This is a genomic window from Stackebrandtia albiflava, from assembly GCF_007994225.1.
In the GTDB taxonomy this organism is placed as follows: Bacteria; Actinomycetota; Actinomycetes; order Mycobacteriales; family Micromonosporaceae; genus Stackebrandtia; species Stackebrandtia albiflava.
Genome location: NZ_VLLL01000008.1, coordinates 164,774 through 179,755, shown reverse-complemented (window position 1 = coordinate 179,755; position 14,982 = coordinate 164,774). Strand labels below are relative to the sequence as shown.

Below are 14,982 nucleotides of genomic sequence, written 5' to 3'. Positions count from 1 at the left end.
CCGGTTCGGCGAGGCGGCCCCCACGCCCCGCCCGCGCGGTTATGGTGCATTCGAGGACCAGGTGAGGAGACGACATGCAGTTCACCGCCATGTTGCGGGAGGCCGGGGACGGCGGCACCGTGATCGACGTTCCGGAGGCCATCGTGGACGTGTTGAATTCCGGCGATTCGCCGCCGGTGAGGGTGACGCTGCGGGACTACACCTGGCACACCAGCGTCACGCCCGGCGACGGCGGATACCTGATCCCCGTCAGCGAGGGTGTCCGTGGCCAGGCGGGCGTCGGGCCGGGCGAGGAACTCGACGTGCTGATCGACCTCGACGCCGAACCGGAGGTCGTGGAGATGCCCGAGGACTTCACGCTCGCCCTCGACGCCGAACCCGACGCGCGGGAACGGTTCGAGTCGCTACCGGAGACCGACCGCAGCCGGTACCTCCAGCACGTGATCGGCGCCGAGACCGATGCGGTCCGCCGCGACCGGATCGCGGAGACCGTGGCGGCGCTCCGCGACGGCGATACGGGCTGAACCGTCGGCGGGCGTCTCACGCGGCCCGGCGGCGCGACCGGCGCACGACTGGACGCGGTGGCCGACAATCCCGATATGAACCTTCCCGGCAACGTACCGGTCATCCCCGGTGAGACGCCACAGCGGCGAGGTGCCGCCCGGCGCGTCCAGGGCCGCCGCGCGGTCGCCGGAACGCTGTACCTGACGAGTCTCCGGCTCGTCTTCGTCCCGCACCCGATCGCGCGCGGGCTCGGAGGCGAGGCGGTCCAGATCGCGTTGCGCGACGTCGAGGCGGTCGGCCGAGTTCCCATGCCGCGCGGCGAACTCCTGGTCGCCGGTCCCGGTGACCGGCTGGCACTCGTCCTCACCGGCGGCCACGTCGAGCACTACCGGCTCCCACGGCTCAGCGCCATGATCACCGCCATCCGCGCCGCCCGCGAGGCCGCGACCGGCTGATGCGCTGTATTCCGACCCGGTACACGGAGTGCCCCGGCCCGCCGGATGCTAACGGGCCGGGGCGTGAGGGGGAGTGCTGATCAGGCGGTGGCGTCGATGCCGAGCGCGTCGATCATGTGGTGGAACAGGTCGGTGTTGTCGTTGAAGGCGTTGAACTTCCGGGAGCCGGGGCCGGAGGCGAACACCGAGACGTCCTCGACGGTGTGGACACAGCTCGTCGAGTTCAGCGGCAGGTTGCCGAGCTGGAGTTCCGCCTCGGGATCACGTTCCGGGTTGGGGACGGCCTTCCCGGTGGCGTCGTCGATGACGGCGGGCGCCAGGTGGGTGTGGTTGTGGTGGAAGTCGTCGGTGTGGTCGGGGTGGTTCGACCAGCCGAAGAACAACTGCACGTCCGGGTTCGGGTCGTCGGGGAAGCCGTCACCGTCGGAGTCCACATAGGTGGGGAAGCCGGCGTCGCCGTAGACACCGTTGCCGTCCCTGCCCGCCGCGTCGGCGCGGTGGGTGCCCGCGATGCTCATCGCGTGGTTGTGGTCGGCGGTCACCACGATGAGCGTGTCGTCACGGCCCTCGGCCCACTCCTTGGCGACCTGGACCGCCTTGTCGAGCTCGATCGCGTCGTAGACGGCGCGCGGACCGTCCAGCGGGTGCTCCATCTTGTCGATCGACGCGCCCTCCACCATCAGGAAGAAGCCACCCTCGTTGCGTTCCAACACCTTCAGCGCCGCCGAGGTCATCTCCATCAGGGTCGGCTGGTCGTCGAAGTCCCCGAGCACGTCCGGGTTCTTGGCGTGCTGCCGGTCCAGGTAGACGTTCATGTTGCCCAGGTGGAACATGCCCAGCAGCTTCTCGGGGTTCTCCGCGACCGCCTTCTCCAGTTCCGCGCGGGTCGACGCGTACGAGAAACCCAGCGACTGGAACTCGTCCACCAGGTCACGTTCGTCGGGCCGCTTGGAGCCCTTGTGCGACTTCGGAAGCAGCCACGCCAGGCCGCCGCCCATCAGGACGTCCGGCATCTGCTCCTCGGTGAGGGCCTGGTCCATGATCGCCGCGTACTCACTGCGAGTGCGCGTGTGCGCCCAGACCGCCGCCGGAGTCGCGTCCTGCACCTCGGCCGTCGAGACGACACCGACCGACATGCCCCTGGTCCGCTTCACCAGCTCCGCCATGGTCTCCACGCGCGGGTGCCGGTTCGGGTCGGTCTCGCTGGACTCGTATACGCCCATCGCGTTCACCGACGACTTGTGCCCGCACATGTAGGCCGACATCGAGTTCGCCGAGTCGGTGGCGATGGAGTCGGCGCCCGAGGTGCCCACGAGACCGCGTTCGTCCATCGTGTCCATCGCGAGCAGGCCACGGTAACGGCCCTGCTTCATGCCCTTCGACAGGATGCGGGCGGCGGTGATGGCGGCCTGGCCCATGCCGTCGCCGAGGAAGAAGATGACGTTCTTGGCGCCGCCCTCGCCCGCGCCGACCACGGTGTGGGTGACCTTCTCGGTGTGGTTCCTACCGCCCTTGACCTTCACCTTGACGTTCACGGTGTACTCGCCCGGCGCCGGGTAGGACATCTGCGGGTACGACACCACGATCTGGTCGCTCGCGGCGGCCGTGGAGTACTCCGGCTCGGCGAGTTTGGTGTTGCCCTTGGGGCCCTTGATCTTCACACTCACCTCGGCCTCGACCGGGTTCACGCCGGTGACCTCGATTCGCAGGTCGAACCGGCCGCCGGCGCGGAACTTCGCGTCGTCGATCGGGAGGATGGTGACCTGCGGTTCGCTCCGGTCCCGCTCCCGGTTGTTCCGGCGGGCGGTGTAGGCGTGCGGGTCGCGGGTGGAGTAGACGGCCGGGACGGTGTTCGCCGGGATGGTGGCCGTCGTGGCCGCCGTGGGAGTTGTGGCGGTCTCGGCGGCGGTGGCGGTACCGGGCAGCGCGCCCACCACCGCGGCGGCCGCGACGGCGCCGCCACCGATCTTGAACAGCGACCGGCGCGTCGGGTGCGCGGCCTTGCCGTCGGCGGCACGGGCGGTGGGGTCCTGGCCGGCACGGGCGGCGGGTTCGGCGTGGTCGGCTCGGGCGAACGATTCGGCGGCGTTGACGGGCTCGGTGTGGCCGGGCCGGGGCCGGTCGGCGTGTTCGGCCGGGTCGACGGGCTGGTGGGAATTCATGTGAAGCGGCTCCTGTGTGCGCGGTCGGTGGCGCCCGCCTCATGACCGTGAGCGGTCCGGCCGGCCGCGGTCTGGGACCGTCGACCGGTCGGGGCACCGCCATCATCCTGGGAACCCGACCACTCCCCCACCCGACAACACGCCGATCCCCCGGCGACCATCGGATGAACAGCAGGGCCGTTCCGGGCTTTTCCCCCGCCCCGACGGCCCGAGCCGGGCACTGTGTCGCCTCGGCGCGCTGGACGCGATCGTCACATCAACGATGCACGGCGACGGTGTCTGAGGTGCATCGCCGTTCCGGACTCGAAAACGCATCCACCCGCCGAACCGCCCGGCACGGGTGTGCCGGGCGGCCGGGTCGGGCGCTCGATTCGCCCAGACCGTTCGGGTGTCCGGTGATGTGCCGGGACTGGTGTCGGCACACTGGTACGGTCGGTCCTGCAACGACGCAGGCATCGCAACGAGTCGGTCATCCGGGAACCGCAACCGGTTGAATGGGAGGCGGCGCCCATTGAGCAGCCTCACCGAGGGATGCCCAACACCACGAGGTCCGCTCAATCGCGGTCATTCCGCACTTCCCTTGACGGCATCTTGCAGCAACTCACTGAGTGCGCCATGCCAGATTATGGTGGAGGTGTCCCGTGCCCGCGTAGCAGCCACGAACAGTAGGTTCCGTGCAGTGGTGATCGCCTGCTGATACGCCTGAGGATCCGTGACTTCAAGCTGGCGGACTTTTTTATGAGGGAATCCCTGCCCCACACTCGTGATGACCACACGGAGGTACTCCAGGCCCTTCAACTTATGCATTGTACTGACATGCACTACATCACCGGGCAGTAGTCCGTCGCCCATAGCTTCGGCGGGAATTCCAGCCTTGTGCAAGGCTGAGACCGTTTGCTTCACCTGCTCGTTGGTGTAGGCCGAAACGGCTATAGCTCCAGCCGGTATGTCAGTCGTGAGCCATTCGCGGACCTGCTCCACCGTTGCTGCGAGTTCCGCGTCTCGATCAGCCGTCGGAATGAACTGCGGCTCAGGACCCGAGAGTACCGAACGAAACTCGGTCAACGTCTCCATACCATCGTCGAGATCATCGGTGCCCACACCGCCCAGGATCGACTTCGCTGCGCGAAGATGTTGTTCCGTAACCCGATAACTCATTGTCAATCGTGTACTGCGCCCACGTACCTTGATGCCGGCGTTACTCAATGGCAGAGCACGGCCGTAAAGCCGCTGGAAGGCATCCCCCGCAATGAACAGATCGTTGCTCTGCTCGGGAACCACTGCCCGAAGCATGCGCCAATGTGACATCGTCATATCCTGCGCCTCGTCCACGACCACGTGGGCATAAAGCTTTTCAGAAAGCTGCTCCGCAAAGAGGGCGGCGTGAACCCTCATCTGGTCCCAGCCCCACAATCCGCGCTGGTCGGTAAGCGACTGGAAGCGTTCAACGAGTTTCCAAATGCGAGCTCGTTGCGCACGGCCGAGCTTGTTCACTCGCCCATACCGCCGTGCGGTGAAGTATTCAGAACGAGTGGTGATCATCTGGGAGCAGATGACATCCCGCCATTCTGAAGCGAGAAAGTCCGCGTCGAACTCGGATTCCGATGCATCCCCGACGACCTGCAACCACAATCGTTTGTCGGAGTTCCGCTTGACCATGTATCCAGGTCTTGCCTGGGTGGCGAGGTCCAAGGCGAGCTTGTCAACCGTGACCACGTCCACCCGCTGCATCGACTCCTCGTCGAGAAGCTGTGCCAGCTTGTCGCGGAGTTCAGCAGCTAGTGCCGCGCCGAACGTCGTCAGTAGGACCCGCTGTCGTTCGGCCGCCTCGGTTACGAGCCGGGCAGTGCGATGCAATGTCACGACCGTCTTCCCGGATCCCGGCCCACCGGTAACCCGGGCTGGACCATCGAAGTTACGGTCAACAATGTTCCGTTGCATCGGGTGTAGAAACAGCCGCCACGCATTCGGCTCAGATTCCAGCATCGCGGCGACTGCGTCGTCGGAGCTTACGACCTTAGTGGTCGAACGCCGAAGAGCAGCGGCGAAGTCGGTGCGATCCACCGGTTCAGCAGCTACTGGCTCGGTGAAGCGCTCCATCACCGCATTGACCGATGTGCCGCGAGCCAGTTCCGTCAGCACCTCAGATGTGTATGGATCCGTATGGGTCAAAAGGATTGCGAGGTCGGACTCGCTCTCCACAAGCCGAATCGAACCGAGAATCGGACCAGTCAAATCGAGATCCGAGAACTCTCGATCCGTGACCCAATCGAATAGGCGACGCTCAGGTCGTCTCTTGACAGGATAGGACGGCTCGTGGCGCAGCAACGCTTCCGCAGTCGCCTGGATGTCATGTATTTCCATCCCACCACTTTTGTCACGAATCCTCACGGAAAGACGGTCATCGATCCGATCGTATGCATCATCGTGAGGAAGCACGGACAGCAACATGAAGGTCTCGTTCTCGACCCGCATCATGATCGCTCTGAACTGGCGGTCGATCCGCGCAGAGTATAGTTCATGCACGCTGCGTAGGCGCTCGAAGTTCAGGCCATTCAGATTTTGATCGCTGTGAAACTTCGCCTGAAACGCTACGAACTTCGCCTTGACTGCCGCGTCGAGTTGTAGAAGCTCCTTGTAGACGCCCTCATGTAGCAGCAGTTGCCGCTTACGCACCATTTGACTCCCCGATTACTGTGTGAGGGCGTGAATCAAGTCCACGATGGTCCACTTGCCGGCCGTCTTCGCATGCCAGCCGGCCGCCGTGAATGCCGCCAGTCTTCTGTCGGCATCGTTGTCGACACCACTGAGAACGGCGACTTTCCGACTTGGCCAAGCCAGCTCGGCCTCCCAACCATCGACTTGGTCCACACCGAACTGGGGCACGGGCGCCCCTGCAACGCTCATACCTTGCAACAGCGGCGCCGCCGCCGGGTCGGCGAGAAGATCGGGGTCGATATCATCCCAACGGCGAAGCGACTCTTTAGTGAGCTGCTGAAGTGTCCGCATGCCGCCCTCCGGAACTTCCACTGACCAGTAGGACAAGCCATTGGTCTTGCCGCCGGAAGCCGCCGTTGCCGCTGCCGTCGGCGACTCGTACAGAACGTCTTCGAAGTCGATCTGCCCGGTCTCAGTCACAAGGGCTTCAGTGTCGTCTTCTCCGTTGACAAGCACATCGCCAGGCGACAGCATGCCCGCTTCAACGAGATCGGGTAGACCGATGAGTTCCAAGGCCGCGGGTTGAGGTGTGGGAGCTTGGGGCGCGGGGTATTGGGCTTGATAGCTCACCGCCGCAAGCTTGGCGTAACCATCGCGCACGACTTGTGCCATCAAACGTTGGCGTTGGCGAAGGAAATCCGAGTATGGGAGCGTTGTCCAGTCTGCGGGTAGGGCGTGCCAGTACTCCTGTGCCGCCAGTTCCTCACCGTCCAAACCGTTGGCGCGACACTGTTCAGGCCAGTACTCGGCCGGAGCACGATCGGAGATCGATATGTTGTCAGACCAGTCCACCAGCGCCATGTTGGCGATATGGTTGGTCTGACGACGATCGGTGATGTCGAGCGACTTCTCCAGGTATGCCTTGGGGAACAGGTGGTGCCGCTCGATTCCTTTCCGTGAGATGATCGACGGGTCAAGTCGAGTTCGCACTTTTACCGGCGACAGCAAAGCCTGCGCATCCAAGATATTCAACGCAGCTATATATGCCGACAATGCAGGCGATTTGCCGGCTGAGGTGCCGAGCTCATTAGGAAGCGTGACGTTCCAATAATCGCCAGTAAGGTGATCTTCGATCTTTTCTTCGAGGGCTGCACAGAAGGAATCGGCGTCGGTCGCGACCGCCGATATCTGAGCGAGGTCACGCTCCACCGTCGATTCGAAGGCCCCGCTGTATCGACTCGTTGTGTGGCCCATGAAGAACCATCGGGCGATGAGGTGCCTTAGCCGTTGGATCGGCACCTTGTATTCTGTCCGGCCGATCAGCCACATCGCGTAGGAGTAGATCACGGCGTTATCGCTGCTGATCATCTTCTTCCCGCGGAAACCTGCCAGTTCAAGACACTGCAGGAACTCATGCCAGTTAACGAGATCCAGTACCGACTTCTGGGCCATCGCAAGGGTCGCGAATTGGGCTTCGACTCGTTCCGCTCGGTTCTCCATGTTGTCGACGTCCCGACCACGCAGCAGCGCGTAGACGCTCTCCAACCGGGCTCGCTTGAATGCCAATGCGATCGATGCACGCAACATCTGCACCGGCTTCGGATGTAGGTGCCAATTGAACGGGGACGGCTTACCGTCTACCGCGGGGGAACGGCTGGCCGCGCAGAATGTCTCGAGCTCGCGCCTGCCCTGCTCCCAGAATACCGACATCAAGGTGAGCAGGAAGTCCGACTTGTTGAGTTCGGAACCTGCACTGTTGATGCGTACGAAGATCTCCGAGATTTCTTCGACGTCAGCGTTGGCGGAAAGCACCACGACCCGGAACTCATACTTCGCTAGGTCTCTGAGTTGCTCGATGGCCTCCTCGATGCGGTCCTCTTCTGCTTCGTCAACATGACGATGAGTCCGCAACCGACGCAGATATTCGCGTTTCACTGATCCGGCGCTGATCTCCGGGGAGAAGAGGCGGCTGATATCCTTCAAAAACTCCGGATTCTGCTGGACTGCCGCATTGCCGACTTCAAAGGTCCCGTCCGTCGGACGGAATGCGATGGTGATCCGGGCAGTTGTGTAGTCCTTTCGCATGACCGGTTTTGCCGTCATGACCGCGTAGAGTGCCGTCGATCGCTGTTGGCCGTCGATGATCAGGTTGGCAGGCGCTTCGAGGTCTGCGCCGGCACCGATCTGTCGCGATCCTGCCGCGACTCCCGTCTCCCAGAACAGCAGGTACCCTACCGGGTACCCGCGGTACATGGAATCGAAGAGGTTCCGCACCTGCGCGGCCGACCATACGAAGGGCCGTTGTATATCGGGCAATGCGACTTTGCCCTTGGTGATGTCTTCGACCAACGCCGCTACGGAGTAGGTGCTGTCCTTGTACAGCTTCATTATGGGTCTCCCGGGGTGAGTGTGCATGCGTTGATCCACCCGTAGTACCAACGCGTATCCGTGCGGCGACGCTGGCTCAGCGTAGTTGTTTATGGGCGAGTTGTCGAGCCCTCGGATGTCGTCCTCGTCGGCCAACTCTCCTTTGACACCCGGTGTCAACCATGCGAGCCATAGCTTCCGCCCCGATCCCCACAGTCGTTCCCGTCGAGCGCGCGATGCCGCGAGGTTCGTGGTTTCAATGTTACCGCCCGTCAACCTCATGGCCTTAACCCCCAAGCACCCCAACGGAAAGACGAACGCATTCTTTGGAGGCCGGCCACCCGAGGACGCGCACACTTGCGTTCTCGGTGGCTACTGACACATGTTAGGCGACGAACACTCCGGGTCCCTCGGAGGGCACATTGGATACGCCGACTGCCGTTACGCCTGCGGCGAAGCGCGGCACAGTCCATGAATTCGGCTGCGTCTGTCCATAGTAATCTCCGCGCCTCGATGCCGTGGCGGACGCAGCCGACGACGTATGCCGGCGACCGGCTCAACCGAGTGTGACGACATTCGTGAGCCCTTCATCGATCCAGCGACTAACACCACCGTGGCCTCGTGCATGGACTTGGTGAGGTGGACCGAGGCGGCGGCCACTGGCGGTCAGCGACACGGGGACAGCCGGCGTCCGAGACCTGATCGCCGCCGGTTCGTTGCCGCCAGGTGCCGACCTGCCGGCTCTCACATCCGTGATCCAGCGTTCAAGAGAGGAACTCAGGGCCGCTTACGTGTAGCCCTCACCGGTCGGCGCGCAGGACCAGGGGTTCTGTTATCACCTGGGCGGCGGACGGGAGGTCGGCCAGGCGGGCGGCGAGTGTCGTCTTGGCGATGTCGACGGGTAGGGCGGTGCTGAACTTGAGGCCCCGCACGGCACGGTCATCCGGTTCCGGTGGCACCAACGAATCCGCGGCGATTCCCCGCAGGTCCGCGATCGTGGTCTCGGGCCGTAGTCGCAGCCAATTGTCGGTAACGCCGGTGTCGTCCACGAAGTGGGCCAGGCCGGCGCGAATGGTCAAGTTGGCGCGGTAACCGGCCCACGTCCACCAGCGGGCCTCTTGAGGGCTGCGCTCCACCACCAGCCCGTCCCGGGATACGTGGCCGTCGTGCTTGGCACGTGCATCGGCCAGGGCGGCTACTGCCCGCCTGGTCAACCGGACGGGCGGGTCTTCGCCGAGCATGACGTCCCGGGTGGCGCGGGTGAGCGCGAAGGATCTACCCCCGGAACTGTCGATGCTGTTCCACCGGATGCGGCCGCCTTCGGTCGAGGGTTCCAGGTGAACGCGTCGCCGCTTCCAGTCGATTCCGGTGATCCGCCATGCGCGCCCGGCCAGCAGGATGGCACGCGGGCCGTCACCGGGCTCGGCGAGGACGGCCGGGTCGATGCGGCCGATCTCGGTCCGGCCGTTGAGCGCGGTGAACTCGGGAGCAGCGGTGAAGACCGATGTGAGGTCCAGGAAGTGCCGCATGCCGAATCGCTTCTCTGCCGCCGGCCCGATGTGCAGCATGCCCTGGTCGTGGTCGAGGAAGCCTTCGGTGATCAGGTGGTCCAGGATCGGCTGTGCGGTCCTGTCGAACGGGTGCAATCCATGCCACGCCTGATGCCAGGTCTCATCGCCGATACGGCCGTCCTGCAGGCACAACGCCAGAACCTGTTGCGCCACGATATGGGCGGGCTCCGGCGGCGCGACGACCGGTTCCACCCAGCCGCGTCCCCATAGCGTCAACAGTCCGGCGGCGTCCAGCAGCCCCTGCTCGTCCAGGGCGAGGAACAGGCAGTTGCGGACCGTGTCGGCACGTCGCCCGGTGCGGCCGATGCGTTGCAGGAACGATGCCACCGTCCTGGGCGCGTTCAACTGGATCACCCGGTCGAGGTCGCCCACGTCCAAGCCCAACTCCAGAGTGGAGGTGGCGACGATGACGCAGTCTCGGGACGACGCGAATGCCGCTTCCGCCTGCCGGCGTTCATCCACCGAGAGCGAGGCGTGAGAAAGGAACGTGGTGACGTTCCTGGCCCGGAGCGCGGTGCCCAGTTCCTCCACCAGTCGCCGCGAATCGGCGAATACGAGCCGCTTCTCACCGTGATGCAGTGCGGCGATGACCTTTGCTGCGTTCTCCACCGAGCCGACGTGGTCGAGTTCGACATCGCCTGCCGGGCCTGCCCCCACCGTGACGTCGGGCGCGATGACCCGTCCGGGGCGGTGGCCGGCCTGCGAGCCCTGCAGCCACTCCAGAAGCTCGTCCGGGTTCCCGACGGTCGCGGAGCAACCGACTCGCTGCAGGGGCCGGCCCGCCACTCCCGCAAGCCGTTCCAACACCGCCCGCAGGTGCCAGCCGCGGTCGTCGCCGGCGAAGGCGTGCACCTCGTCGATGACCACCGCCCGCAACCCCTCGAACAGCTTCCCGTGATCGGTCTTGGTCGACACCAGCAGTCCCTCGAGGGATTCCGGTGTGGTCAGCAGGATGTCGGGTGGGTCGTACCGGATCCGCTCCTTCACCGATGCGGAGACGTCACCGTGCCAGGTACCCACCCGGCGGCCGAGCCAGCCACCGTAGGCTTCCAGTCGCGGTGCCAGATTGTTGAGCAGTGCCTTGATCGGGCAGATGTACAGCATCGACAGGCCCGACCAGTTCTCGGTGAGCATCCGGGACAGCAGCGGGAACACGGCGGCCTCGGTCTTACCGCCGGCGGTGGGTGCCAACAGGAGTGCGTCTTCACCATCGGTCAACGGCATGACGGCTGCGCGTTGCAACGGACGCAGGTCCGGCCAGCCGAGGGTGTTGACGATGTGATGGACGACCGAGGGGTGTAGGGCGTCCAGGCTCACGACGACAGGTCCACGTCGTCGGCCGATGCGGCCGCGGCGTTGCGTTCCACATCGGTGAGCTCGTGGGGTGCGAGCGTGAGCCGGTAGTGCCGCCGCGGGTCGAAGTCGTCGAACTGGTCGACCCGATCGAGTACGTCACCGATGAGTTTCCGCAGGAAGATGCGGGGTGCCACACCGACCTTGCCGCCGAGTCCGCCGGTGACCGCCGTCGCCAGAGTGGCGATGTACTCGTCGTCGACGACGGTTCGCACGCGTTGTCGTGCCCCGTCGGCGTACAGGTCGCGCACGGCCTTGCCCAACAGGACGAGCTTGTCGATGTCGAAGCCGGTGAGTCGGATCTGTACCGCACGTGGATTGTCGAAGCGGGGATCGGCGAAGTCGGTCGCCAACCGCTGTGCCAGTGGTGGCAGCCGTTGAACGCCTTGTGCCCCGTCGAAGAACGGTGGCGTACCGGTTATCACCAGGTACAGGCCGGGAAACCGGCCGGCGTCGATCTCGTCGAGGAGCTGCCGGAGCGCGTTGAGCCCCTTCTCTCGGACGTCCCCGCGCACTCGTTGCAGCGTCTCGATCTCGTCGAGCACCACGAGGAGCCCCGGGTGCCCGGAATCGCGCAGCACCGTGAGCAGCCCCTGCAGGAAGCCGAGTGCACCGAAGTGGTCGAGGTCGCCTTTGATGTTCGCGGCCCGTTTCACGCTCGCCGACACGTTGGGTTGGCCGCCGATCCAGGAGATCAGCCCTTCCGCGAGCACGGTGTCGTCGGCGATCCGGGCGCGCCGGTATGCGCGCAGGGCCGCCGCGAACGCCGGTGTCGTTCGAGCGACCGCGGCCAGGCGCTTCTCCATGAGGGTTTCCACGGCGGCGGCCAACGCGGACTCATCATCGATGTCACCGGCGGCGAGAACGTCTTCTTCGAGGGAGTAGAACCAGCTGTCGACGATCTCCCGCAGTGCGCTCGGCGGGTGCGCGGCGGTGGCGAGCCGTTCCACCAGGCGACGGTAGACCGTCTCCAACCGGTGTAGTGGTGTTTCGGTTTCGGAGATCTGGATCTCGCTGGTGGCCATCTCGTGTCGTTTCGCGCGTTCGGCGAGCCAGCGCGCGAAGAAGGTCTTACCCGAGCCGTACTCGCCTCTGACCGCCTTGAACATGGCGCCGCTGCCGGTGACGGTGGCGAGCTCGTCGTCGATGGCGGATTCGAACCGTTCCAGACCGACGGCGAACAGGTCGAGCCCGGCGTACGGCACCGTGCCGCGTCGGAGGGCGTCTATGACGTCGCGGCGGCGGGCGGGGCTTATCGTGGTCATTCGCGTCCTCCGAGGAACTGTTCACTGAGGAGTTTGCGGTCGAGCACGATGGTCCGGTCGTCGTCGTTCTTGGCGAGTACCCGATAGCCATCCAGGTTCAGGATTCGTTGCAGGGTGGCGATGTAGCCGTCGATTCGGAAGACGGCGAGCTCGACGAGTTCGGCGACTCGCGCGATGGGGAGCCGTCCGCCCGCCTCCGCCAGCGCGTTGATGAGCGTGATGACCTGTTCGTCACGCGGTTTGTGCCGGACGGCATCACGTTGCGCCGCATACAACGGGGTGGCGCAGAGCCGATGGCCGAGAGTGTCGGTGTCGAACAGGGTTTCGGTCTGTCGTGGTGCGCGTCGAGTCGGGGGGGTCTGCTCAGCGGCGACGCCCTTGTTCCACCACACCGGTTCGTGCCGTTCCGGTTTGTCGTAGTCGTGCCACTTCACGGGGCGTTTCACGCCGGCCGGCAGGAACACCAGGATCGGGATCACGGTTTCGGCGAGGGACGCGCCGCCGTGATAACCGGCTTTCCGGTTGCCGTAACGGATGCGTTCGTCATAGGGCAGTACGACGGTCCCGTCGCGGTGCAGCACACGAGGGCCGGAGAAGACCAGTTCGCCGTCTCCGGGTGGTGGTACCGCGGTCCGGTACCGTGCGGATTCACCGGCGAGAGTCTTGGTTCCCTCGCCGAAATCACTGATGTGACCGTGGTCGGAAGTGATGACGACCGGACGCCCCGCTAGCGCACTCTGTTTCATCAACACTTTGAGGTAGTCGAGTCGGTCGATGTTCCACAGCGGCTCCTCCATCCGTTCGTCGGAGTTCAGTGCCTCGTCGATGGTGTTGAGCACGACACCGACGACGGTGCTCGGTTCGGCCAATGCGGCGGTCACCTCGGCGGATATCTGCTCACCGATTCCGGGGCGTAGATCGTCCTTGTGGAAGAGTTTCGCGGTTCGCCGCCCCCAGAACCGGGTGAACCCGGTGTCCTCCTCGTGCTGGCCGCCGACGACGAGCCGTCCGGAGAGCAGGCTGGTGCGGGAGTACCGGGTCGCAGACGGCAGTACGGAGAGTGCGCCTTCCCTGCCGGTCTCGTCCCGGCCGGTTTCCCGCCAGCCTTGGGCGGTGAGCTGTTCTGCCAGCACGATGCCGTCGGCGGCCGTGGCACCGTCGATCACGATGATGAGCGGCGCGGCCTGTTCGGCGACCGGCCGCGCGATGCGGGTGAGCAGCGACTCGGCGAGAACGAGCCGTTCGGTGTCCTGGCCGTGCCAGGCGGCGAGACGCTTGGCGAAAGCCGCGTCGAGCGCCGCGCGCCGGGCGCGGCACGCCTCGAACAGGGCCGCGAAGGCGCTTCCACCACCCGCCAGGTCCGGGCGACGAATCATCCGCAGTGCGCGGTCTACCCAGGCGCCTTCCCGTATCTGCCATTCGACCCCGGCGCTGATGGAGTTGATGTCCGGTGTCGGCGTTGCCAGCCACCGCAGCAACCGCATGGCGCAGCGGGCGGGTTCTCCCCGTTCGGGTTCCCGCCGGGCCACTCGGTGCGCAATCAAACGCGCGAGCGACTCCTCGGCGGCGTCGAGCTCGTTGCGGTTGGGTGCCGGCAGCGACCGTGCGATCTGGTTGGCGAAGGCGATGCTGCGGGCGTCGAAACCTGCGGAGAGTAGGCCGCTGTGGGTGGCGAACCGGGTGGCCCGCAGTTCGGTGAGGATGGCCGCGGCGCGGTCGTACATGTCGGTGACGGCACGACTGGTGTGGACGTTGTCCGACCATCGGGTGGTGAATGCGAGGCAGGTCTCCCCGAAGGTGCGCAGGGCGTCTTCGGTGGGTGCGTCGGCGGGGAAGTAGCCCACTTCGAGGCGGGCCTTGGCGTCCGCCACGGCATCGGGGGGTAGGTCGCTGTCGCCGTATATCTCGGCGAGCAGTAGCCCGAGCGGGATGGCGTCGTAGTTCTTCCGGTGCCTGGCCAGCCCGAGCACGATCTGTGCGACCGGCCCGACGGTCTCGACGAGGTAGGCGTCGAGTTCGTCGATGTCGGTTGCCGGGTACTGCAGGTATCCGTGGACGCGGGAGTCGTCGCGGCTCCACTCCAGCAGGGTGGCGGCGTCGACCCGATGGGTCGGGGCGTAGCCGAGCCGGTGGGCCGCCAACCGTTCCAGCAGGTCGGCGCGCCGGAGCACCTGGCCTCGGATCCTCGTCAACAGGTTGGGGGTCGCCAACACGGCCTCGGCGAGCCGGTCGTGCTGTTTGCCGATGTCGGTGCCGAGCCGTAGTGCCCCGGTTTCGACTCGGATGATCTCCCACAGGTCGAGGCTCTGGGCGCGACGTTTGTACACCCGGGCGAGCACGTTGGCGCCCAGTTCATCGCCGTATGGCGACACGATGACGGTGACCTCGTCCTTGGAGGCGCCGCTGAGCGCCTCCATGACGGCCAGCGGGCTGTCTGCCGGGACCACCCGCACCTCGGCGCCGGGGTGGCTGTCACCTCCGGGTACCGGGAACGTCTCCGGGCCGTTCCAGACCGGTGCCGCCTGCAGCAGCAGCACGGCGGACTCGCCGGGTTTGGCGGCACGCTGCTTGAGCAGTTCCACGACCTTGGCGTGCACCATCGTCTGGCGTGCCTCGGGGAGCACGGTACCTGCGGATACGGACATAG

General features: G+C 65.4%; 8 protein-coding genes. 2 read left to right on the top strand and 6 right to left on the bottom strand.

All coding sequences use genetic code 11. The features are described from left to right. Nucleotides 1-74 precede the first annotated feature (74 nt). Nucleotides 75-524: a YdeI/OmpD-associated family protein gene (locus tag LX16_RS21825; protein WP_147142505.1), complete on the top strand. Its 450-nt coding sequence runs from the start codon at nt 75-77 to the stop codon at nt 522-524. A 75-nt stretch (nt 525-599) separates the two neighbouring features. Beyond that, nucleotides 600-959, top strand: coding sequence for a hypothetical protein (locus LX16_RS21820; RefSeq protein WP_147142502.1), 360 nt, complete (start codon nt 600-602; stop codon nt 957-959). Between the two features lie 80 nt (nt 960-1,039). On the opposite strand, the gene LX16_RS28040 is transcribed toward LX16_RS21820, so the two are convergent. The 6 genes from LX16_RS28040 to pglZ form a co-directional block, all read right to left on the bottom strand. Beyond that, the gene (locus LX16_RS28040) at nt 1,040-3,121 is read right to left on the bottom strand and encodes an alkaline phosphatase (protein WP_147142499.1); all 2,082 of its coding nucleotides are present in this window, start codon (nt 3,119-3,121) and stop codon (nt 1,040-1,042) included. 564 nt (nt 3,122-3,685) lie between these two features. Then, entirely contained in the window at nt 3,686-5,800 is a 2,115-nt protein-coding gene (locus tag LX16_RS21810; protein WP_147142496.1) for a UvrD-helicase domain-containing protein, read from the bottom strand. A gap of 12 nt (nt 5,801-5,812) precedes the next feature. Continuing rightward, nucleotides 5,813-8,167 carry a GmrSD restriction endonuclease domain-containing protein gene (locus tag LX16_RS21805; RefSeq protein ID WP_147142493.1) on the bottom strand — a complete coding sequence of 785 codons (2,355 nt, stop codon included), beginning with the start codon at nt 8,165-8,167 and terminating at the stop codon, nt 5,813-5,815. A gap of 779 nt (nt 8,168-8,946) precedes the next feature. Continuing rightward, nucleotides 8,947-11,034: a DEAD/DEAH box helicase gene (locus LX16_RS21800; protein ID WP_211354688.1), complete on the bottom strand. Its 2,088-nt coding sequence runs from the start codon at nt 11,032-11,034 to the stop codon at nt 8,947-8,949. Beyond that, nucleotides 11,031-12,335 (bottom strand): BREX system ATP-binding protein BrxD, encoded by a 1,305-nt coding sequence (brxD, locus tag LX16_RS21795; RefSeq protein WP_147142486.1) that lies wholly within the window; start codon nt 12,333-12,335, stop codon nt 11,031-11,033. Before brxD ends, LX16_RS21800 begins: the two co-directional genes overlap by 4 nt. Continuing rightward, the gene (gene pglZ / locus LX16_RS21790) at nt 12,332-14,980 is read right to left on the bottom strand and encodes a BREX-2 system phosphatase PglZ (RefSeq protein ID WP_158645688.1); all 2,649 of its coding nucleotides are present in this window, start codon (nt 14,978-14,980) and stop codon (nt 12,332-12,334) included. The genes brxD and pglZ overlap by 4 nt, the downstream gene beginning before the upstream one ends. Nucleotides 14,981-14,982 lie beyond the last annotated feature (2 nt).

Bases quoted from the DNA above. Each gene is read 5' to 3' on its own strand.
- LX16_RS21825 (WP_147142505.1), top strand. From the start codon at position 75: ATGCAGTTCACCGCCATGTTGCGGGAGGCCGGGGACGGCGGCACCGTG.
- LX16_RS21820 (WP_147142502.1), top strand. From the start codon at position 600: ATGAACCTTCCCGGCAACGTACCGGTCATCCCCGGTGAGACGCCACAG.
- LX16_RS28040 (WP_147142499.1), bottom strand. From the start codon at position 3,121: ATGAATTCCCACCAGCCCGTCGACCCGGCCGAACACGCCGACCGGCCC.
- LX16_RS21810 (WP_147142496.1), bottom strand. From the start codon at position 5,800: ATGGTGCGTAAGCGGCAACTGCTGCTACATGAGGGCGTCTACAAGGAG.
- LX16_RS21805 (WP_147142493.1), bottom strand. From the start codon at position 8,167: ATGAAGCTGTACAAGGACAGCACCTACTCCGTAGCGGCGTTGGTCGAA.
- brxD (WP_147142486.1), bottom strand. From the start codon at position 12,335: ATGACCACGATAAGCCCCGCCCGCCGCCGCGACGTCATAGACGCCCTC.
- pglZ (WP_158645688.1), bottom strand. From the start codon at position 14,980: ATGTCCGTATCCGCAGGTACCGTGCTCCCCGAGGCACGCCAGACGATG.